17 protein-coding genes are annotated in these 21978 nt (G+C 69.7%); 9 read left to right on the top strand and 8 right to left on the bottom strand.

Annotated features, from left to right (window positions below; translation table 11 throughout):
• The first annotated feature begins 127 nt into the window (after window positions 1-127).
• Entirely contained in the window at window positions 128-6019 is a 5892-nt protein-coding gene (gene uvrA / locus FB600_RS02865) for an excinuclease ABC subunit UvrA (RefSeq protein ID WP_145756212.1), read from the top strand.
• An 87-nt stretch (window positions 6020-6106) separates the two neighbouring features.
• Here uvrA and FB600_RS02860 read toward each other — a convergent pair whose 3' ends face one another.
• Window positions 6107-6760 (bottom strand): energy transducer TonB, encoded by a 654-nt coding sequence (locus FB600_RS02860; RefSeq protein ID WP_080959769.1) that lies wholly within the window; start codon window positions 6758-6760, stop codon window positions 6107-6109.
• Between the two features lie 183 nt (window positions 6761-6943).
• Window positions 6944-7831: a LysR family transcriptional regulator gene (locus FB600_RS02855; protein WP_046582186.1), complete on the bottom strand. Its 888-nt coding sequence runs from the start codon at window positions 7829-7831 to the stop codon at window positions 6944-6946.
• 166 nt (window positions 7832-7997) lie between these two features.
• On the opposite strand from FB600_RS02855, the gene FB600_RS02850 reads away from it, so the two are divergent.
• The 4 genes from FB600_RS02850 (at window position 7998) to FB600_RS02835 (ending at window position 11027) form a co-directional block, all read left to right on the top strand.
• Complete coding sequence (locus FB600_RS02850) at window positions 7998-8612, top strand: nitroreductase family protein (RefSeq protein ID WP_145756210.1); 615 nt, start codon at window positions 7998-8000, stop codon at window positions 8610-8612.
• 67 nt (window positions 8613-8679) lie between these two features.
• The gene (locus tag FB600_RS02845; protein ID WP_145756209.1) at window positions 8680-9666 is read left to right on the top strand and encodes a zinc-binding dehydrogenase; all 987 of its coding nucleotides are present in this window, start codon (window positions 8680-8682) and stop codon (window positions 9664-9666) included.
• A gap of 95 nt (window positions 9667-9761) precedes the next feature.
• Window positions 9762-10022: a hypothetical protein gene (locus FB600_RS02840; RefSeq protein WP_145756208.1), complete on the top strand. Its 261-nt coding sequence runs from the start codon at window positions 9762-9764 to the stop codon at window positions 10020-10022.
• 234 nt (window positions 10023-10256) lie between these two features.
• On the top strand, window positions 10257-11027 hold the full coding sequence (locus FB600_RS02835; RefSeq protein ID WP_013690694.1) for an SDR family oxidoreductase: 771 nt from the start codon (window positions 10257-10259) through the stop codon (window positions 11025-11027).
• Between the two features lie 29 nt (window positions 11028-11056).
• Here FB600_RS02835 and FB600_RS02830 read toward each other — a convergent pair whose 3' ends face one another.
• The 4 genes from FB600_RS02830 to FB600_RS02815 form a co-directional block, all read right to left on the bottom strand.
• Complete coding sequence (locus FB600_RS02830) at window positions 11057-11866, bottom strand: ABC transporter ATP-binding protein (RefSeq protein WP_145756207.1); 810 nt, start codon at window positions 11864-11866, stop codon at window positions 11057-11059.
• Window positions 11863-12765 (bottom strand): ABC transporter permease, encoded by a 903-nt coding sequence (locus tag FB600_RS02825; RefSeq protein WP_098152802.1) that lies wholly within the window; start codon window positions 12763-12765, stop codon window positions 11863-11865. The genes FB600_RS02830 and FB600_RS02825 overlap by 4 nt, the downstream gene beginning before the upstream one ends.
• A 2-nt stretch (window positions 12766-12767) precedes the next feature.
• Window positions 12768-13775 carry an aliphatic sulfonate ABC transporter substrate-binding protein gene (locus FB600_RS02820; RefSeq protein ID WP_145756206.1) on the bottom strand — a complete coding sequence of 336 codons (1008 nt, stop codon included), beginning with the start codon at window positions 13773-13775 and terminating at the stop codon, window positions 12768-12770.
• Window positions 13776-13929: 154 nt separating this feature from the next.
• A complete protein-coding gene (locus tag FB600_RS02815; protein ID WP_098183133.1) occupies window positions 13930-14874 on the bottom strand; it encodes a LysR family transcriptional regulator in 945 nt (314 codons plus the stop codon).
• Between the two features lie 135 nt (window positions 14875-15009).
• On the opposite strand from FB600_RS02815, the gene FB600_RS02810 reads away from it, so the two are divergent.
• From FB600_RS02810 to FB600_RS02800, 3 genes are all read left to right on the top strand, one after another.
• Window positions 15010-15873, top strand: coding sequence for an amidohydrolase family protein (locus FB600_RS02810; RefSeq protein ID WP_096751424.1), 864 nt, complete (start codon window positions 15010-15012; stop codon window positions 15871-15873).
• A gap of 210 nt (window positions 15874-16083) precedes the next feature.
• Complete coding sequence (locus tag FB600_RS02805; RefSeq protein WP_098152795.1) at window positions 16084-17385, top strand: dicarboxylate/amino acid:cation symporter; 1302 nt, start codon at window positions 16084-16086, stop codon at window positions 17383-17385.
• A 140-nt stretch (window positions 17386-17525) separates the two neighbouring features.
• The gene (locus FB600_RS02800) at window positions 17526-18617 is read left to right on the top strand and encodes a porin (protein WP_096751422.1); all 1092 of its coding nucleotides are present in this window, start codon (window positions 17526-17528) and stop codon (window positions 18615-18617) included.
• A 48-nt stretch (window positions 18618-18665) separates the two neighbouring features.
• Here the strand turns inward: FB600_RS02800 and FB600_RS02795 are convergent, their stop codons facing one another.
• On the bottom strand, window positions 18666-19976 hold the full coding sequence (locus FB600_RS02795) for an LLM class flavin-dependent oxidoreductase (RefSeq protein ID WP_145756205.1): 1311 nt from the start codon (window positions 19974-19976) through the stop codon (window positions 18666-18668).
• Between the two features lie 10 nt (window positions 19977-19986).
• Window positions 19987-20331, bottom strand: coding sequence for a DUF3088 domain-containing protein (locus FB600_RS02790; RefSeq protein ID WP_013690686.1), 345 nt, complete (start codon window positions 20329-20331; stop codon window positions 19987-19989).
• 472 nt (window positions 20332-20803) lie between these two features.
• Between FB600_RS02790 and FB600_RS02785 the strand changes: the two genes are divergently transcribed.
• Entirely contained in the window at window positions 20804-21964 is a 1161-nt protein-coding gene (locus tag FB600_RS02785) for a serine/threonine protein kinase (protein ID WP_098183128.1), read from the top strand.
• The last annotated feature ends 14 nt before the right edge of the window (window positions 21965-21978 follow it).

The following is a 21978-nucleotide window of genomic DNA, read 5'->3' as shown; positions in this document are numbered from 1 at the left end:
GTCATCCCCAGCCCGCGGGGTGCCGTGAAGGCTGTATGAATATACAGTATAGTGTCGCAGTCATTCGGGCATGACGCAGCCTCGCGGCCCGCCAGACCCGTTCAACCCCTTCATACGGACAGGCCAATTGTCATCCAGCCATCTGATCCGCATTCGCGGAGCACGCCAGCACAATCTCAAGAATGTCGATCTCGACCTGCGCACCGGCGAGATGACGGTCGTGACCGGTCCGTCGGGGTCGGGCAAGTCGAGCCTGGTGTTCGACACGCTCTATGCCGAGGGCCAGCGCCGCTACGTCGAGACCTTCAGCGCCTATGCGCGGCAGTTCCTGGACCGCATGGACCGCCCCCAGGTGGACCGCGTGGACGGCGTGCCGCCCGCGATCGCGATCGACCAGACCAACCCGGTGCGCAGCTCGCGCTCCACGGTCGGCACCATGACCGAGCTGAACGATCACCTGAAGCTGCTCTACGCGCGCGCGGCCGAGCTGTTCGACCGCAAGACCGCGCAGCCGGTGCGGCATGACACGCCCGAGACGATCTACGCCGAGCTGGCCGCGCGCACGGCCGGCGAGGACCCGCGTCTGGTGGTGACCTTCCCGGTCGAGCTGCCCGAGGCGGTGACGGCCGAGGAGGTCGAGCAGTGGCTGTCGGCGAGCGGCTACACGCGCGTGCAGGCGCAGCGCGAGGTGGTGTCCGAGGCGGGCACGCGCAAGGTGCTCGACGTGGTGGCCGACCGCTTCCGCCTGCAGCACACGGAGAAGGCGCGCGTGGTCGAGGCGATCGAGGCATCGCTCAGGCGCGGCGCCGGCCGCGTCAACGTCTACGTGCTGGCGCCGGCGCCGGAGAACGCCGACCAAGCCGCGCCCGAGCCGCAGGTCTGGCGCTTCTCCACCGGCCTGCACCATCCCGACAGCGACCTGCGCTATGCCGAGCCGCAGGCGGCGCTGTTCTCGTTCAACTCGGCCTATGGCGCCTGCGAGACCTGCCGCGGTTTCGGCCGCGTGATCGGCGTCGACCTGGGCCTGGTGATTCCCGACGCGCGCAAGACGCTGCGCGAGGGCGCGATCAAGCCGATGCAGACGCCGGCCTGGAAGGAGTGCCAGGACGACCTGATGCGCTATGCCGAGCGCGCCAGGATCCGTCGCGGCACGCCCTGGGGCGAGCTCACGGACGCCGAGCGCGACTGGGTGATCAACGGCTCGCCCGACTGGGACGGCAAGTGGCAGACCCAGTGGTACGGCGTGAAGCGCTTCTTCGGCTATCTGGAGTCGAAGGCCTACAAGATGCACATCCGCGTGCTGCTCTCGAAGTACCGCAGCTACACGCCCTGCGAAGTCTGCGGCGGCGCGCGCCTGAAGACCGAATCGCTGCTGTGGCGGCTCGGCTCGAAGGCCGACGCCGACGCGGTGCTGGCGCCGGCCGCGCGCTTCATGCCGCGCGGCGTCGACTGGAGCCGCGCCCAGCTGGAGGCGCTGCCGGGCCTGACCGTGCACGACCTGATGCTGCTGCCGATCGAGCGGATCCGCCGTTTCTTCGACGGCATCAGCCTGCCCAGCGCGCTGCTCGACGATGCGCTCAAGCTGCTGCTGGCCGAGGTGCGCACGCGCCTGAAATACCTCTGCGACGTCGGCCTCGGCTACCTGACGCTGGACCGCCAGAGCCGCACCCTGTCGGGCGGCGAGGTGCAGCGCATCAACCTGACCACCGCGCTGGGCACCTCGCTGACCAAGACCCTGTTCGTGCTCGACGAGCCCAGCATCGGCCTGCATCCGCGCGACCTGAACCGCATCGTCGAGGCCATGCAGCGGCTGCGCGACGCCGGCAACACGCTGGTGGTGGTCGAGCACGATCCCTCGGTGATGCTGGCCGCCGACCGCCTGATCGACATGGGCCCCGGCCCCGGCGAGCGCGGCGGCAGCATCGTCTACGACGGCACGCCCGGCGAGATCCGCTCGGCCGACACGCTGACCGGCGCCTACCTGGGCGGCCGCCGCGAGGTGGCGCATGCCTCGCAATGGTCGCGCCGCGCGGTGGACGCGAGCACGCCGCGGCTGGTGCTGGAAGGCGCCAGCGAGCACAACCTGCGCGACGTCACGGTCGAGATCCCGCTGCAGCGGCTGGTCTGCCTGACCGGCGTGTCGGGCTCGGGCAAGTCGACCCTGCTGCAGGACGTGCTCTATCCGGCCATGGCGCGCCACATGGGCAAGGCCACCGAGGCGCCGGGCGCGTTCCGGCGCCTGGCCGGCGCCGACCAGGTCAGCGACGTGGTGTTCGTCGACCAGTCGCCGATCGGCAAGACCACCCGCTCGAACCCGGCCAGCTACGTGGGCGCCTTCGACGAGATCCGCAAGCTGTTCGCGAAGGCGCCGCTGGCGCTGCAGCGCGGCTACGGCGCCGGCATGTTCAGCTTCAACACCGGCGAGGGGCGCTGCCCGACCTGCGGCGGCTCCGGCTTCGAGCACGTCGAGATGCAGTTCCTCAGCGACGTCTACCTGCGCTGCCCCGATTGCGACGGCCGGCGTTATCGCCCCGAGATCCTGGAGGTGCGCATCGAGCGCGGCGGCCGTTTGCTCAACGTGGCCGAGGTGCTGGACCTGACCGTCAGCGAGGCGGCGGCCTTCTTCGCCGGCGACGCCGAGGTGCTGCGCGTGCTGCAGCCGATCGTCGACGTCGGGCTCGAATACGTGAAGCTCGGCCAGCCGGTGCCGACCCTGTCGGGCGGCGAGGCCCAGCGCCTGAAGCTGGCCGGCTTCCTGGCCGAATCGGCGGCGGCGGGCAGCGCGCGCGCTACCGGTGCCAAGGCGGCCAAGGCGGCGAGCGCCGAGCGCCTGTTCATGTTCGACGAGCCCACCACCGGGCTGCACTTCGACGACATCGCCAAGCTCATGCAGGCCTTCGGCAAGCTGCTGGCGAGCGGCCATTCGCTGATCGTGATCGAGCACAACCTGGACGTGATCCGCGCCGCCGACTGGCTGATCGACCTGGGCCCGGAAGGCGGCGACGGCGGCGGCCTGGTGCTGTGCGCCGGCACGCCCGAGGACGTCAAGGCCTGCGCCGGCTCGCATACCGGCGCGGCGCTGGCGCAGTACGAGCGCGCCATGGCCGCCGAGGCGGAGCTTGCCGAGCACGGCGTGCCGCTGCAGGCCAAGCTCAACGCGGTGCGCGAGCGGCGCGCCATCGAGGGCGAGGACGTGGTGCGCATCGTCAATGCGCGCGAGCACAACCTGAAGTCGCTCGATGTCGACATCCCGCACGGCAAGTTCAACGTGATCACCGGCGTGTCCGGCTCGGGCAAGTCGACGCTGGCCTTCGACATCCTGTTCCACGAGGGGCAGCGCCGCTACCTCGAATCGCTGAACGCCTACGCGCGCTCGATCGTGCAGCCGGCCGGGCGCCCCGAGGTGGATGCCGTGTACGGCATCCCGCCCACTGTGGCGATCGAGCAGCGCCTGTCGCGCGGCGGCCGCAAGAGCACGGTGGCCACCACCTCCGAGGTCTGGCACTTCCTGCGCCTGCTGTACGTGAAGCTGGGCCTGCAGCACTGCATCCACGACGGCACGCCGGTCACCTCGCAGACGGTGGAGTCGATCGCCGCGCAACTGCTGCGCGACCATCGCGGCCAGCACGTCGGGCTGCTCGCGCCGCTGGTGGTCAACCGCAAGGGCGTCTATACCGACCTGGCCAAGTGGGCCAAGGCGCGCGGCAACTCGCACCTGCGCGTGGACGGCGAATTCGTGCCGGTCGACCCCTGGCCCAAGCTCGACCGCTTCCGCGAACACACCATCGAGCTGCCGGTGGCCGATCTGGTGGTGTCGCCCGACAACGAGTCCGAGCTGCGCCGCCGCCTGGACGAGACACTCGAGATCGGCAAGGGCGTGCTGCACCTGCTCGCGCCGCTCGACGGCCTGGGCGAGGCGCTGGCCGGGCGCGGGGCGGCCGCGCGGATCGGCCAGACCAAGGTGCTGTCGGTCAAGCGCGCCTGCCCGGTGTGCGGCACCAGCTATCCCGAGCTGGACCCGCGCATGTTTTCGTACAACAGCAAGCATGGCTGGTGCACCACCTGCGTGGGCACGGGCCTGGCGCTCACGCGCGAGCAGCGCGCCGCCTACGACGACACGGTGCTGGGCGCCGAGGACGGCCGCGGCCGCGAGCAGACCCTGCCGTCCGAGGAGCAGGAGCCGGAAGGCCTGGGCGACCAGCCCTGCCCGGATTGCCATGGCACGCGCCTGAATCCCTCGGCGCGCGCGGTCACCTTCGACGCGCACTCGATCGTCGAGGTCGCGCAATGGACCGTCTCGCAGACGCGCGAGTGGATCGACGCGCTGCGGCTCGAGGGGCGCGACGCGCAGATCGCGCGCGACATCGTCAGCGAGATCGGCAGCCGCCTGGCCTTCCTGGAGGAGGTCGGGCTCGGCTACCTGAGCCTGGACCGCGCCGCGCCCAGCCTGTCGGGCGGCGAGGCGCAGCGCATCCGGCTGGCCGCGCAGCTCGGCAGCAACCTGCAGGGCGTCTGCTACGTGCTCGACGAGCCGACCATCGGCCTGCACCCGCGCGACAACCAGATCCTGCTGAACGCGCTGCGCAAGCTTGGCGACAAGGGCAATACGCTGGTGGTGGTCGAGCACGACGAGGACACCATCCGCCGCGCCGATCACGTGATCGATGTCGGCCCCGGCGCCGGCAAGCGCGGCGGCACGGTGGTCGCGCAGGGCGGCGTGGCCGACCTGTCCGCGCAATCTGCCTCGCTGACCGGCCGCTACCTGGCCGAGCCGATCGTGCATCCGCTGCAGTCGCGCCGCAGCGTGGTGCCGCCGGGCCGCAAGGGCGCGCAGGCGGTGCCGGAGCAATGGCTGACCGTGCATGGCGGCAAGCTGCACAATCTGCGCGAGGTCACGGTGGGGATTCCGCTGGCGCGGCTGGTGGCGGTGACGGGCGTTAGCGGCTCGGGCAAGTCCACCTTGGCGCGCGACGTGCTGATGGCCAACCTGCTCGACGCGGTGGGGCGCTCGGTGCTGTCCTCGCCGGCCACGCGCCGCGCGCGCAAGGCCGCCGGCCAGGACGCGGCGCCGGCCGGCCAGCGTGGCAGCGTGCTGGCGCGCCGCGCGCCGCGGCCCTCGCTGAACGTCACGCATGCCTGGCAGGGCTGCGAGTCGATCACCGGCTGGGAGTCGATCGACCGCGTGCTGGAGGTCGACCAGACGCCGATCGGCAAGACGCCGCGTTCCTGCCCGGCCACCTACATCGGCGTGTGGGACACCATCCGCAAGCTGTTCGCCGACACGCTGGAGGCCCGCGCGCGCGGCTACACCGCCTCACGCTTCTCCTTCAACACCGGCGACGGGCGTTGCCCGGCCTGCGAGGGGCAGGGCGTGCGCACCATCGGCATGAGCTTCCTGCCCGACGTGAAGGTGCCCTGCGACGTGTGCCACGGGCAGCGCTTCAATCCCGAGACGCTGGCCGTCAGCTGGCGCGGACGCAACATCGGCGAGGTGCTGACCATGGAGATCGACGAGGCGGTGGAGTTCTTCGCGCCGATCTCGAACATCGCCCATCCGCTGCAGCTGATGAAGGACGTCGGGCTCGGCTACCTGACGCTGGGCCAGCCCTCGCCGACGCTGTCGGGCGGCGAGGCGCAGCGCATCAAGCTGGTCACCGAGCTGAGCAAGGTGCGCGACGACATCACCCGGCGCGGGCAGAAGGCGCCGCACACGCTCTACGTGCTCGACGAGCCCACCGTCGGCCTGCACATGGCCGACGTGGCCAAGCTGATCCGCGTGCTGCACCGGCTGGTGGACGGCGGGCACAGCGTGGTGGTGATCGAGCACGACCTCGACGTGATCGCCGAGGCCGACTGGATCATCGACCTCGGGCCGGAAGGCGGCACGGGCGGCGGCGCGATCGTGGCGGCGGCGCCGCCGGAAGCGCTGGCGCGCGTGGCGGCCAGCCATACCGGGCAGGCGCTGGTGCCGGTGCTGGCGCGCGGCGAGACGCCGATACGCGCGGCCGTGGAGGGCTGAGGTGGCGGCTCGCCTGGGCCGTGCCGGGTGTCGCGATGGTGATGCCCGGCTCGGCGCGCTTTGCAGCTGCGCGACGAGCGGCACCGCTCACGGTTGAAGCAGTGAAAAGACGATCCACTCCGGCGGCTGGCCATCCGGCGAAATCCGCGCGAATTCATGTTGCCGCTGGAATACGGTAAGCGTCGTCCCCTGAGGGTAGGTTTTCAGTGCAGGTGCGTTCTGATTAGGCGTCCGCCGGACATCGCACAGGGGAATGGCGACCCGATAGGAGCGGCCGATACTCTCTTGCTCGGCCGGCTGGTTTCGAAGAAGTTCGATCGCCGCCTTGGATGCCTCGCTATATGTGCCGGGTGGGTATTGCGTCAATGAAAAGTTGTACGGTTGGGTGACGGAAACCCGTATCGGTTTTCCATTTTCAATATACGGTTCGCAATGACTGGCGCGTAATGCGACTGTCGCGGAGTGATCGAGCTCGGTGGAACCGCTCGACTTCCTCACTGTGATGTTTTCAATCGATCCGGTCGGACTGACTTCGAAGTAAAGATAGGCAATTCCATGGCCGCCCGCTTTCGCCAGCGCCTCGGGATAGGCAGGTTTGACCATGCGGCAGGAAAGGCCCGCCCTGGAGGAGGCGATGGTGTCAGGCGGGTTGTCCTTGCTCGGCGGCGTGGTGCAGGATGTCAGGAAAAGAGCGCCGATGAGGAGCGCCGCGATGGCAGGCAGATTGCGAATATTTATCATGGCCAGGTTCGATCGATGATGCAGCAAGGTATTGCCCCGTTGGCGTGATATTGCCGTCGAGAAGGACGTTAGTCCATTCGGCATGGCGGATCCGCGCGCTAGCCAAGTGAATCCGGCAGAACGGAACGGGGCTGGGTCCGCGCGGTGCAGGCCCGTTCCGCTTTCATGGCCTGGTTTCGCGCCTCACCACGCCGCCGCGTCCGGCTTCGCGATCCAGTATTCCCGGCAGAAGTCCAGGTAGGCCTTGACGATCGAGGACGGATGCCGGTGCGAGGGGTAGAGCAGGTTCAGCTCCTGGTACGGCAGCGGATGGTCCTCGAGCACTGCGCTCAGGCGCCCCTCGCGCAGGTCCCCGGCAACCAGGAAGGGCGGCAGCTCGGTCAGCACCTGGCCGTCGAGCGCGCGCTTGCGAAGCTGCGCGTAGTCGTTGGTCGACAGCACCGGGCGCGGCAGGAACTCCACCCCGCCCAGGCGCCATACCGGCTGGGCATAGGCGCCGAGCCCCCAGGTCGCACAGGGCAGCGCGTGCAGGTCCTCGGGCGTCGAGGGCGTGCCCAGGCGCGCCAGTAGCGCGGGGCTGGCCACCAGGCGATGCCGGTAGGCCACCACCTTGCGCGCCACCATCGACTCGTGCTCGATGGCGCCCACCCGCAGCGCCACGTCGATGCCGTCGACGATCAGGTCGACGCGCCGCTCGGTGGTGTACACGAACAGGCGGATCCCCGGATAACGCGCCTGGAACGCGCCGAGCAGGTCCCACCAGATATCGAAGGAAGGCGGCAGCGACAGGCGCAGGAAGCCCTTCAGCTCGTGCTGGGCGCCGACCACCGCCTCGCGCGCCTCGACCAGCGCCTCGATGCCGCGGCTGGCGTGCTCGTAGAGGCGCAGACCGGCATCGGTCAGCCGCGTGCCGCGCACCGAGCGCTCCAGCAACTGCACCGCGAGCTCTCCCTCCAACTGCTTGATGCGGCGGCTCAGGGTGGGCAGCGGCACGCCGGTGCGGGCCGAGGCGGCGGACAGGCTGCCGGCCTGCACCACGGTGACGAACATCTCGACGGCATTCAGGTCCATGGCGGCAACTCGTTTCGGGTTGAGGGGCGGGCATGGCGCGATCGTCGTGCCCAGGTCCGTCATCCTCTCATTTTCGAGAGGCCGGGTGTCAGCTTTAGGGCTATGTCTCGCGCCGGGCGGCTTGCATAGTAGAGCCGTGTTCCCCCTCACCCCGACGGAGAAAAGCATGTCAAGCCTTGAAAACCTCTTGAAAACGCGTATTTCCACCAACCGCTACGACCCGGCTCGCACGCTGAGCGATGCGCAGATCGACGAGCTGGTCGCCCTGGCGACTACGGCACCTTCCGCCTTCAACCTCCAGAACTGGAAGTTCGTGGCCGTGCGCAGCGAGGCGGCCAAGGCCCGGCTGCTGCCGCTGGCCTACGGGCAGCAGAAGGTGGCCGACGCGGCCGTGACCTTCATCGTGTGCGGCACGCTGGAGCCGCATCGCACGCTGCCGGCGGCGCTTTCGCCCTCGCTCGAGCAAGGCATCATCGACCAGGCCGTGTTCGACGGCTGGACCGGCGCGGCCACCAACATGTACGCCAACAACCCGGCGTTCCAGCGCGACGAGGCGATTCGCTCGGCTTCGCTGGCAGCCATGACGCTGATGATCGCGGCGCAGGATCGCGGGTTGGCCTCGGGACCGATGATCGGTTTCGACCCGGCCGGCGTCGCCTCGGTCTTCGGCCTGGCGCCGACCGAGGTGCCGGTGATGCTGCTGACGGTGGGTTACGCCGCGAGCGGCAACTGGCCGCAAAAACCGCGCAAACCGACCGCCGAGGTGCTGCGCTTCGCCTGAGGACGGCTGCCATTCCGATGCCCGCCGGGCGGAGGAATCGATCAGAACTCCTACCAAAGGAATCATCATGAAAGCCTATGTGATCGAACGCGCGGGTGGACCCGAAGTCCTGCAACTACGCGACATTCCCTCGGTGGCGCCGCGCGCCGACGAAGTACGCATCCGCGTGCGCGCCTTCGGGCTCAACCGCGCCGAAACCTACTTGCGCGCCGGCAAGATGGGCCCGATCGAGGGGCCGCGGGTGCCCGGCATCGAGGCGGTGGGCGAGGTGCTGGAGGATCCCTCGGGAACCTTCCGGGCCGGCCAGCGCGTGGCCACGGTGATGGGCGGCCTGCAGTTCGCGCGGCACGGCAGCTACGCCGAGGAAGTGACGGTGCTGCGCTCGAACGTGATCGACCTGGACGGCACCAGCCTGTCCTGGGAGGAGCTGGCGGCGCTGCCGCAGGCCTACCTGACGATCTGGGGCGCGCTCAACCACACGCTCGGGATCCAGGCGGGGCAGGTGCTGCTGGTGCGCGGCGCGACCTCCAGCGTCGGGCTGGCGGCCGTGACCTACGCCCGCGCCTCGGGCCTGCGGGTGGTGGCCAGCACGCGCTCGCCCGAGCACGTCGCGCTGCTGCACGGCATGGGCGCCGACCAGGTGGTGGTCGACCGCGGCTCGGTGGCCGACGAGGTGCGCAAGCGCCATCCCGAGGGCATCGATGCCGCGCTCGAGGTGGTCGGCGCCTCGACGCTGCGCGATACGGCCAGCACGCTGCGCCCGTTCGGCGCGGTGGCGGTGATCGGCCTGCTGGGCGGCGCGCCGGTGCTCGACCAGTTCAACCTGATGACGGACCTGCCGCCGGCCGCGCGGCTGGCGTTCTTCCCCAGTCAGTTGCTCGGCACCCCGGCGCTGCCGCTGGACGCCGCGCCGCTGCGGACCATCGCCGACGACGTGGCGGCCCGGCGCCTGCCTTCATTGCTGAAGCAGACGCTCGAATTTGACGAGGTGCGCCATGCCCATGAACTGCTGGAAGGCAATCGGGTGCAGGGCAAGCTGGTGATCCGGGTTTGAGCGCGGGCCTGGAAAGCTAAGCGGAAATGCTTGTTTGGCGCCGGCGCCGGGCGTGGCTAGATTGAAGTCTCGATCCATGCTTGAAGGAGCCGATGATGTCGAATTCGATCGGACTGGCGCCGCGCGCCCTGGTGGGGCGGCTGGCCTCGCTGCTCGCGCCCGGTGCCGCGCGGGCCCGTCGCCTCGCTGTTTCCGCCGGCCCCACCGCAACCGAGGAAACCGGCGCCGACGGCCGCCACCTGGGCGCCGAATCGGAGCGCCTCGAACAGGTCACCGCCTATGCGCGCGGCGGTTATTTCCATGTGGTCTGCACCATGAGCCCGTTTCCCTTCGTCGACGAGATGAAGGTGCATTGAGGGCGCGTTTGCCTGATTCCCCGCTCGCCTGCCTCGCGCGGGCGACTTCCCCGGCGCCTGCCCAGGCCGCGCCATCGCGCCGCGCTAGCCGCTGAAACCTCGCCTAGCGCGGCGTCCCTCGCGTTTTCCGGTTTTCCGCTACGATCCTCGTATTCATTCGCATGAAAGGCCCGGGCATCGATCTGTCCGCCGGCCGTCGCGACCTCCCGTTCCTCTCATCCCCACGGAGTCCACATGGATCTCGGTATCAAGGGCCGCCTGGCGCTCGTCACGGGTGCCTCGAAGGGCATCGGCATGGCCAGCGCCATGGCCTTGGCCAGGGAAGGCTGCCGCCTGCACCTGGTGTCGTCGAATCCCGAGCCGCTGGAGCGCGCCAGGCGCGACCTGGAAGCCGCCTGCGGGACGCCGGTCAAGGCCAGCGCGCTCGACCTGTCCGACGCGGATGCGCGCCGCGAACTGCTGGCCGAGGTCGGCCCGGTCGACATCCTGGTCAACAACGCCGGTGCGATTCCCGGCGGCGGCCTGGAGGCGATCGACGAGGCCGCCTGGCGCGCCAGCTGGGAGCTCAAGCTGTTCGGCTACATGGATTTCGCCAAGCTGGTGCTGCCGGAGATGATGGCGCGCGGCAGCGGCGTGATCGTCAACGTGATCGGCGCGGCCGGCGTCACGCCGCGCTACGACTACATCCTCGGCTCGACCGCCAATGCGGCCCTGGTGGCCTTCACCCAGGCGGTAGGCGCGCATTCGACGCGGCGTGGGGTGCGGGTGGTCGGCATCAACCCCGGGCCCTGCGCCACCGAGCGGCTCGAGAAGCTCTATCGCAGCCGCGCCGAAACGGCCTTCGGCGATGCCTCGCGCTGGCGCGAGCTGCTCGAGGCGCTGCCGTTCGGGCGGCCCTCGGAGCCCGAGGAGATGGCGGATCTGGTCAGCTTCCTCGCCTCCGAGCGCGCGTCCTACCTGAGCGGCGTGGTGATCGACGCGGACGGCGGGGCGAAGTACCGCTGAGGGCCATCGAGGCAGGCGCCACGCCCTCCTTAATCCCCGGCGTCGTGCAGCCGGTGGAACGCATCGAGCAGGCGCCCGCGCAGCGCCGCCAGACGCGCGTCGCGCCGGTCTCTCGGCCGCTCGATATCGACTTGCACCGCTTCGTCGATGCGACCCGGATCGGCGCCCAGCATCAGCACGCGATCGCCGAGGTAGAGCGCCTCGTCGAGATCGTGCGTGACCACGATCGCCGCCGTGCCATGGCGCTGTACCACGCCGAGCAGCAGGGTCTGCAGGCGCATGCGGGTGAGCGCGTCGACGGCGCTGAACGGCTCGTCGAGCAGCAGCAGTTCCGGCTCGCCGAACAGGCCGCGCGCGATCGCGGCGCGCTGCGCCATGCCGCCCGACAGCGCCGAGGGCAGCAGGGCGCCTTGCCCCGCCAGCCCGACCTCGGCCAGCAAGCGCTCGACCTCGGCCGCGCGGCCGTGGCGAGAGCCGCGAGTAGCACGAGAGCCGGCCGCGAAGCCGACGTTGTCGGCCACCGACAGCCAGGGCAGCAGCCGCGGCTCCTGGAAGATCACGCCGATGCGCGCCGAGGGGCCGTCGAGCGGCTGGCCATCCAGGCGCACGCCGCCGCGATAGTCGCCGTCGAGCCCGGCGACGATGCGCAACAGGGTGCTCTTGCCGCATCCGCTCGGCCCCACCAGGCAGACGATCTCGCCGCGCGCCACCTGCAGCGCGATATCGGCCAGCACGATGCGGCCGTCGTAGCACTTGCGTTCGACGCGCAGGTCGAGCAGCGGGGTGTCGTCGCGAGCAGTTGCGGCGACGCGCTCGGGCAGCAGGCGGGTGTCGCTCATGCCGCCTCCTTGCGCCGGGTGCCGTCGAAGGCATCGCGCCAGCCCAGCCAGCGCCGCTCGATGCGGCGCATCGCGCCGTCGCTGAGCTTGCCGAGCAGGGCCAGCAGCAGGATCGCGCCGAACACCAGGTCGGGCCGCCCGGTCTCGCGCCCGTCGCTGAGCAGGAAGCCGAGCCCGCGCGTGGCCGCGATCAGCTCGGCGGCCACCATGAACATCCAGGCCAGGCTCAGGCCGGTGCGCAAGCCCGTGAAGATCTGCGGCAGCGCGGCCGGCAGCAGGATCCGGCGGAACAGCGCGAAGGCGCCGAGCCGATAGACCGCGCCCAGCTCGACCAGCTTGCGGTCCACGCCGCGAATCCCGGCCACCACCGCCAGATGCACGGGGAAGAAGGCGCCGATCGCGATCAGCGTGATCTTGGGCGCCTCGTCGATGCCGAGCCACAGCAGCAGCACCGGCACCCAGGCCAGCGAGGGGATCGCCCGCAGCGCCTGGAAGCTCGGTTCCAGCAGCGCGTCGATGCGCCGGCTCAGGCCCATCGCCGCGCCCACCGCCAGCGCCAGCCCCGCGCCGGCCGCGAAACCGGCCGCCACACGCAGCGTGCTCGCGCCGACATGGCGCATCAGGCGCGCCAGGCCCATTCGTTCGAGCGTGGCGAAGATCTCGCTCGGCGCCGGCACCAGGTGATCGGGCAGCCAGCCGGCGCGCACGGCCAGCTCGACCAGGCCGAGCAGCAGCACCGGCAGCGCCAGCCCGGCGAGACGCCAGGCGCGCAGCGCATCGCGGCGCGCGGGCGGCGGCGCGGCGTCCTCGCGCGAGTGCAGGTGCCTCGGCTTCGGCTTGGGCGTCGACGAAGCGTCTGGCGCGGCCAGCGCGTCGTCGCGGGTGGCGAAGCGGGCCATGTTCAGCGCGAGGCGGCCAGCGGCCGCGCGAAGCTCGGGTCGATCAGCGCGTCCACCACCTTGGCGGGATCGACGCCGGGCTTGACCAACTGCTCCTCGGTCAGCACCGGCGCGGCGGCCTTCAGCGCGGCGCGCTGGGTTTCTCCGGGCACCGGATCGCTGAAGTCGTTGCGCTGCAGCTGCAGCTTCGCCACCGGCAGCGAGACCTTCGATTCGTCGGCGACGATCCGCGCGGTCTCGTCAGGATGCGCGACGATCCATAGCCGCGCCTTCTCGTACACCTTCAGCACGCGCGTGACGGCCTGCGGATACTGGCTGGCGAAGGCCTCGCGCACGTTCAGGAAGCCGTAGGTATTGAAGCCGACGTTGCGGTACAGCAGCCTGGCGCCGTCGTCCACCTGGGCCGCGGCCATGTGCGGATCGAGGCCGGCCCAGGCGTCCACCTGGCCGTTGGCGAGCGCGGTGCGGCCGTCGGGATGCTGGAGGTTGACCCGCTCCACGTCGTCGCGCGTGAGCCCGATCGTGTGCAGCGCGCGCAGCGTGAACAGGAACGGGTCGGTGCCGCGCGTGGCCGCGATCTTCCTGCCCTTCAGGTCCGCCAGCGTGTGGATCGGCGAATCCTTGCGCACCACCAGGGCGGTCCATTCCGGCCGCGAGAACACGTAGACGGCGCGGATCGGGTTGCCGTTGGCGCGGCCCAGCACGGCGGCCAGGCCGGCGGTCGAGCCGAAGTCGGTCGCGCCGCTGTTCAGGTATTCGAGCGCGCGATTGCTGCCCAGGCTCAGCAGCCAGCGGATCGCCACGTGGTCGGGCTTGAATTCGTCCTCGAGCCAGCCGAAATGGCGGATCACCAGGCTTTCGGGCGAGTAGTAGGCGTAGTCGATGCGGATCTCGGCGGGCGCGGCAGGGGCGGCCGTCGCGTTCTGCGAGGCGAGGGCGGCGACGCCGGCGGCGAGCGCGGCGATCGACAGGGCGGCGTGGCGCAGCACGCGCAGCCAGGACGGCTTCATCGGGTGGTCTCCGGGAGGGGCGGCGGGGCGCCGTGTCATCTGGGAAACCTGGCAATTTACGCAGGACGCGGCGGCGCGCGAACCAAGAAATCGTCGCTAGGAAAGCAGGTGCGGCGATAAGGGCGAGGCGGGAGGTGGGCGAGCCGCGCTCGTCCTAGATCGCGTCGTAGCCCGCCCCCGGCGCTGTGGCGCCATACAGCGGCAGCACGTCGGCCTCGAGCATGGCGATCGCCTGCCGCGCCAGTTGCGGCAGCGGATGCCGCCGGCTGGTGGCGATCGCCAGCCGGCTGTACAGGGTCGGCTCGGTGATGCGGGTGAGCCGCAAGCGGCCGGTGCGCAGCTCGGCGGGAATCGCGTTGAGGGCCAGCACCGCGTGACCGATCCCCTCGCTGACCAAATCGAGAATCGAGGCCACGCCGTCCACCTCGAGCTCGATGTTCAGGCGGATCCCCTGTTCGGCGGCGGCCGCCTCCACCATATGACGGATCGCGTGCATGCGGCCCGGGATCACCAGTGGGTAGCGCACGATCTCGCGCAGCGCGATGGTCTCGATGCGCTCCGGCCCGGCCTCGCCGCCGTCGCCGCCGCCGGGCCCGACCAGGAACAGCTCCTCGGTATGGATGGTGCGCTTGTCGATCGAGGGGGTGTCGAAGGTGTCGTAGAGCACGGCCACGTCGATGCGGCCCATCATCAGCCACTCGGTCAGGTAGGTCGACAGGCCCTGCGCGACCGACAGCGTGGCGCCCGGGAACGAGGCCCGGAAGCGCCGCACCAGCGCCAGCGTGCCGACCCGCGCGAAGCTGGGCGTGATGCCGATGCCGAAATGGCCGCCCGGCGTGCCGCGCAGCTCGTCGAGATCCTGCGAGGCACGCTGCACCTGCTGCTGCAGGCCCTTGGCGTGCGCCAGCATGCGCTGGCCGGCCGGCGTCAGCGTCACGCCGCGGCCGTTGCGCTCCAGCAGGGTATGGCGCAGTTCCACCTCCAGTTGCCGCACCAGCCGGCTCAGCGCCGGCTGGTTGGTATTGAGCGTGTTGGCCGCGCGCGTGAAGCTGCCGAGTTCGGCGACGTGGACGAAGGCATCGAGTTGCTTGAGATCCATGGCTTTGGTATGTGAATTTCACATATCAGCTAGTTCGGTATGGCGATTGTAGTGGTCACGCGGAAGCTCGACAATGCATCCCATTCCCGAATATTGCGAAACAGGCCGCCGCGAGCGGCCCCCTTGAGACACTCCATGAAATCCTGCCTGCCTCCCGATCCGAACCCGACTCGTCCCTCGCAGGGCCTGCCCGCCGGCGCCTGGGACGCCCACTGCCACGTGTTCGGCCCCGGCGACGTGTTCCCGTATGCGCCCGATCGCAGCTACACCCCGCCCGACGCGCCCTACGCGCGCCTGGTCGACCTGCATGACTTCCTGGGTCTCGAACGCGGCGTGATCGTGCAGGCGAGCTGCCACGGCACCGACAACACGGCGATGCTCGATGCGATCGCACGCAGCGAGGGGCGCTACAAGGGCGTGGCGATCGTCGACGGCGACATCACGGACCAGCAGTTGGCCGAGCTGGACGCGCGCGGCGTGCGCGGCGTGCGCTTCAATTTCGTGGCCCACCTGGGCGGCGCGCCCGACCTGGACGTGTTCGACCGCGTGCTGGAGCGCATCCAGCACCTGGGCTGGCACGTGGTGCTGCACCTCGACGCGCAGGACATCCTGACCTACGCCGACCGGATCGAGCGCATCGAGGTGCCCTTCGTGATCGACCACATGGGCCGCGTGCGCGCCGAGGCGGGGCTCGAGCAGCAGCCCTTCGCGGAGCTGCTGGAACTGATGCGCAACCCGCTGGCCTGGGTCAAGGTCTGCGGCGCCGAGCGCGTCTCGGTGGGCCGCAAGCCCTTCGACGATGCGATTCCCTTCGCGCGCGCGCTGATCGAGGCGGCACCCGATCGCGTGCTGTGGGGTACCGACTGGCCGCATCCGAACATCAGCAAGGACATGCCGAACGACGGCGGCCTGATCGACCTGCTGTTCCGCTTCTGCCCGGACGCGCAGTTGCGGCAGAAGCTGCTGGTCGATAATCCGAACCGCTTGTATGGCCGCTGAGTCCATGCCCCCAACACGGCCGCTGCATCGAGGCCATTGAATCGGGCCCGCCTCGGCCGGCCCGTTCGACGATTCGACCTGATGCACCCACCGCCGCGCCAGACGGCGGAGCCGTTCAGGAAGCCGGTGCCGAGGCACCGGCGACACCCACCAGGAGACATGCATGATCCGCTTCGATAGCGCCGCCGCCCGCGGCACCGGGGAGGCCTCGTGAACGAGAGCGCCACCCTGACCCAGACCGCGCGCAGCCCGCGCAAGCCGTTCTACCGCGCGCTGTATTTCCAGGTGTTCGCCGCCATCGTGCTGGGCGTGCTGCTGGGCCATTTCGCGCCCTCGCTGGCGGTCAAGATGAAGCCGCTCGGCGATGCCTTCATCAAGCTGATCAAGATGGTGATCGGCCCGATCATCTTCTGTACCGTGGTGGCCGGCATCGCCGGCATGGGCGACATGAAGAAGGTGGGGCGCGTGGGCGGCAAGGCGCTGCTCTACTTCGAGGTGGTCTCGACGCTGTCGCTGGTGGTCGGCCTGATCGGCGGGCACCTGCTCAAGCCCGGCGCCGGCTTCAACCTCGATCCGGCCAGGCTCGACACCAAGGCGCTGGCCGACTACACCACGGCCGCGCATCACCAGAACACCGTCGACTTCCTGATGCACATCATTCCGGAGACGCTGGTGAGCGCCTTCACCACCGGCAACGTGCTGCAGATCCTGCTGATCTCGGTGCTGTTCGGCGCCGCGCTGGCCGCGCTCGGCGAACGCGGCCGGGCGCTGACCCAGTTGATCGACCAGGTCGCGCATACCTTCTTCGGGATCGTGCACATCATCATGAAGGTGGCCGCGATCGGCGCCTTCGGCTCGATGGCCTTCACCATCGGCACCTACGGGATCGGCGCGGTGCTGCCGCTGCTGAAGCTGATCGGCGCGTTCTACCTGACCCTGCTGGTGTTCATCGTGGTGGTGCTCGGCGCGATCTCGCGCGCGCTCGGCTTCAGCATCCTGCGCTTCATGGGCTATATCCGCGAGGAGATCCTGATCGTGCTCGGCACCAGTTCCTCCGAGGCGGCGCTGCCGCAGATGCTGGAGAAGCTGGAGGCGCTGGGCTGCTCGAAATCGGTGGTCGGGCTGGTGGTGCCGGCCGGGTATTCGTTCAACCTCGACGGCACCAACATCTACCTGACCATGGCGGTGCTGTTCATCGCCCAGGCCTTCAACGTCGAGCTCAGCCTGGTCCAGCAGCTGACCCTGGTCGGGGTGGCGATGCTGACCTCGAAGGGCGCCAGCGGCGTGGCCGGCGCGGCCTTCGTGATGCTCACCTCCACCTTGCTGGTGTTCCCGCTGATCCCCGTCTCGGGCATGGTGCTGATCCTCGGCATCCATCGCTTCATGGGCACGGGCCTGGCGATCGTCAACACCATCGGCAACGGCGTCGCCACCCTGGCGGTGGCCGCCTGGGAGCGCGAACTCGATCGCGACAAGCTCGACGCGGTGATGTCGCGCCGCCGGGCGGGCTGATCCGCGGGCTTCGCTGCAGGGGCAGCGAAGCCTCGCCTGGCCGGCCGAACCCATCACAACCGAAGCGCCTGCTTCCGCCCGCGCTCCGCGCGGCGCGGCAGGGGCCGCTCGCACTCAAAAAAACATCTGGAGATACCGTCATGCATCGCACATCGCTCGCGCCCTGTCTGCCCAACGTGCCTCATCGCGCCATACTGTTCGGCATCCTGATCGCCGTGCTGTCGGGCCAGGCCCGCGCCGACGACCTCAACGCCTCCTCGGCCGCCGCGCTGGCCACCGCCTCGGGCTCGGTGCAGCTGTACGGCCTGATCGGCATGTACGTCGACACCTCCAAGCTCAGCACCTCGAAGGCCAGCACTGCGCAGGTGGGCGGCGGCGGCATGACCACCTCGTTCTGGGGCGTGCGCGGGCGCGAGGAGATCGGCGGCGGCAATGCCGTGGTGTTCTCGCTGGAGAGCTTCTTCCGGCCCAATACCGGGCAGATGGGGCGCAACACCACCGACGGTTTCTTCTCGCGCAATGCCTATGTGGGCCTGGCTTCGGCGCATTACGGCACGTTCCGGATCGGCGAGCAGACCAACCCGACCTACATCAACCAGCAGCTGGTGAACCCGTTCGGCTCCTCGGTGGTGTTCTCGCCGCTGATCGTGCAGTCCTATACCAGCACCTACGACAACACCGAGATCGGCGATACCGTGTGGGACAACGCGCTCGAGTACGTCTCGCCGAACTACGGCGGGTTGACCGGCACGGTGATCTACGGCGTGAGCGGCACCGTCGGCCACCAGGGCAAGGACAACCTCGGCCTGCACCTGACCTATGCGAGCGGGCCGCTGACGGCGGTGTTCTCGGCGCAGCACGTGCGCACCGCGGCGGTGGCGCCGAGCGCGGGGCAGTACCTGTACCTGGCCGGCGCGGCCTACGACACGAAGTACGTGAAGCTCTACGCGGCCGCCCAGACCACCAGCAACCACGGCGCGGAATCGGGCTCGCATACCTACGAGCTGGGTACCACGGTGCGCATCACGCCCACCAACCTGATCCTGGCCGAGTGGGCGCGCACGCATCACAGCAAGCCGGCCAACGCGAGCGACATCCGCAACACGGCGAGCCTGGCCTATGAATACGTGCTGTCGCGGCGCACCTTCGTCTACGCGGTCTATTCCTACGACAAGCTCAGCGGCAACCCGACCGGCAACACGCTCGGGGTGGGCATGCAGCATACGTTCTGAGCACGCTTGCGCGCCGGGGCGGGTCCGGGCCGCGCCTTGCGTCGCGGCTCAGGCCGCCGGTCGCGCCAGCCCCAGGTGCTCGCGCAGCGTGCCGCCCTCGTACTCGGTGCGGAACAGCCCGCGCCTCTGCAGGATCGGCACCACTTCATCGACGAAGTCCTGCAAGCCGCCCGGCAGCACGTCGGGCATGAGATTGAAGCCATCGGCCGCGCCGGCGCGGAACCAGCGCTCGATATCGTCGGCGATCTGCTCGGGCGTGCCGACGATCTCGCGATGCCCGCCGCCGCCGGCCAGCTCGCGCAGCAGTTCGCGCAGCGTGTAGCCGTGCTGCCGCGAGCGCGCCAGGATGGTGCGAAAGAAGGTGTGGTTGCCGTTGGCCGGCAGCGGCAGGTCTTCCGGCAGCGGCTGGTCGAGCGCGAGCCGCTCCGGCGCGACGCCGAGCCGGCCGGCCAGCCGCCGCAGGCTGTGCTCGGGCGGGATCAGGTCGATCAGCTCGCGATGCCGGCGTTTCGCCTCGGCCTCGGTGCCGCCGATGAAGGTGCCCAGGCCGGGGAAGATCCGGATCGCGTCCGCGCCGCGGCCCTGCGCCTCGGCGGCGTGCCTGAGGCCTTGCGCGTAGTCGAGCGCTTCCTCGAACGAAGCCGAGGCCGAGAATACCGCCTCGGCATGCCGCGCGGCCAGCGCGCGGCCGTCGTTCGAGCCGCCGGCCTGCACCAGCACCGGATGGCCTTGCGGCGAGCGCGGCTGGTTCAGCACGCCGTGCACCGCGAAGAACTCGCCCCGATGCTCGACCGCGCGCAGCTTGTCGAGATCGACGAAGCGCCCGCTGGCGGCATCGGCCAGCAAGGCGTCATCGCCCCAGCTATTCCACAGCGCCTTGACGATCTCGGTGAACTCGGCCGCACGGCGGTAGCGCGTGGCGTGGTCGGGCACCGCGTCGAGGCCGTAGTTGCGCGCCGATTGCAGGTCGGCGGTGGTGACGATGTTCCAGCCCGCGCGCCCGCCGCTCACCAGGTCCAGCGAGGCGAAGCGGCGCGCCAGGTTGTAGGGTTCGTTGTAGCTGGTGGAGGCGGTGGCGATCAGGCCCAGGTGGGTAGTGGCGCCGGCCACCGCGGTGAGTACCACGGTGGGTTCGAGCGCGGTGATCGGGCCGGTGGCCAGGCCGTCGAGGCTGACCGAATCGGCCAGGAAGATCGCGTCGAACTTGCCGGCCTCGGCGATGCGCGCGATGCGCAGGTAATGCTCGATCTCGACGAAGCCGCGCGGCGAATTCCCGGGTACGCGCCAGGAAGAGGGCGCGAAGCCCTGCAGCCAGGCGTTGACGTTCAGGTGCAGGCGGCGTGGTGGCGTGGCACTCATCGCGGGCGCGTCAATGGAGCTTGGGGAAGCCGTGCCGCTCGGCCAGCAAGGTCAGGATGCGCTTGGTATCCGTGACGTAATGCTTGTCGCCGAGTGCGACGGCGTCCTCGGGCAGCGGATGTTCGTCGCCGAGCACCAGCACCGGCAGGCCCTGGTGGGCCTCGTCCAGGGCCGCGATCACCTCGGGGCGCGGGCGCGGGAAGGGCAGGCGCTTCACGTCGAGCCGCGCCGCGCGATCGGGCGCGGCCGCCAGCAGTCCCTCGATCGGGATGCCGTAGGGGCAGACGAAACGTTCGCCGGGATGGGCGGGATCGGTGAAACCCGGTTCGAGCAGAAGCAGAAGGTCGCGGCTCACGATGCAAGGTCCTCGTCGGTCGGAAATGATCCGTCGATTCTGCCGGGCCGCCGCCGAGCCGGCCACCAAGAAATCGAGCCAAGCATATGCGCGATCGCGCTAACCGGATGCGCTCGCGAGGCGATCGACGCGGCGGCGCCGAACCGCGAACCGGCGCGTCTCCACCACCTCCCGTCTTCGTCGGAGGCGGCGCTTTCCCATTTCAGCGAATCCGAAAATCGTCCGGCGGGTCGGGCCGTCGTTCGCCGGGCGGCCGCCTGAGAAAAGTGCGCGACCGCGGGCCGTGCCTCGGCGCGGCGAGCGCTGCCGATCCCATGCATCGAACGCATGCGCGCATTCGGAATTAACGATTCGCGGCGGGTCGGCGCGGCACTAGTATGGCCGAGGCGTCTCGATGCGAAGCATGTCGTGCCGAGGACACGGGGTGGATGCGCGCCGTCGGCGGAACCTGATCCTGATCGGAGATAGATGGATGCAAACGGAAATCGGCAATGCCGGCCGCACGCCGCCGGCGCGCGTCAATAGTTGGGACGAATGGGCGCCGCTGCGGCGGATCATGGTGGGGCGGGCGCGCGGGACGATGGTGCAGGCACCCGAGCCGGCCGTCTCGCGAGATTGGCCCGAGCACGGTTTCCCGCACGGCAGCTTCGGGCCGATGCCCGACGATTTCGTGTCCGCGGCGGACGCCCAGCTCGATCACCTCGCGAAGCTGCTGACCGATCGCGGCGTGGTGGTGGACCGCCCGCCGGCATTCGATTTTTCGCAGGCCGTGGCCACGCCCGACTGGACGCAGCAGTCGATGTTCGGCTGCATGCCGCCGCGCGACGTGCTGATCGTGGTGGGCAACGAGATTCTCGAGGCGACCATGTCGCAACGCAGCCGCTGGTTCGAGTATCTGTGCTATCGGCCGTTGCTGCTCGACTACTACCGCGACGACGCGGCGATGCGCTGGGAGGCGGCGCCCAAGCCGCGCTTGACCGACGCGTCCTATCACGCCGATTTCCACACGGCTTATCCGGCGCTGTCCGACGAGGAGAAGATCGAGCGCGTGCGCGCCAACCGGCTGCTGCTGACCGAGGCCGAGCCGCTGTTCGACGCCGCCGATATGGTGCGCTTCGGCAAGGACCTGTTCGTGCAGTTGTCGATGGTGACGAACCAGCTCGGCTATCGCTGGCTGCGCGACCATTTCCCGGATCATCGCGTGCACGCGGTGACGTTCGACAATTTCTACCCGCAGCATATCGACGCGACGCTCGTGCCGTTGCGGCCCGGGCTCGCGCTCCATTGCGGAGAACGCGCGGCCGACCCGGAGATGGTGGAGTATTTCCGGCTCAACGACTGGCAGATCGTCCCGGCCGCGAAGCCGGCACGCACGCGCGAATCGCTGCCGCAGCTCTGCTTCTGCTCGCAGTGGCTGTCGATGAACCTGCTGAGCCTGGACGAGCGCACCGTGTTCGTCGAGGCGAGCGAGTTCGCCCAGCAGGAGCAGCTCGATCGACTCGGGTTCGAGGTGATCCCGGTGCCGTTCTGGGACGTCGCCCCGTTCGGCGGCGGGCTCCATTGCGCGACCGTCGACATCGAACGTGCCGGCACCATGCACGACTACTTCCCGCGTCGCCATCGCCGCTTCTAATCCGGCTCCAGGTC

Source organism: Burkholderia sp. SJZ089 (assembly GCF_007828315.1).
GTDB classification, from domain to species: domain Bacteria; phylum Pseudomonadota; class Gammaproteobacteria; order Burkholderiales; family Burkholderiaceae; genus Burkholderia; species Burkholderia gladioli.
The sequence above is the reverse complement of the archived record's forward strand: the minus strand, read 5'-3'. Positions and strand labels throughout refer to the sequence as shown.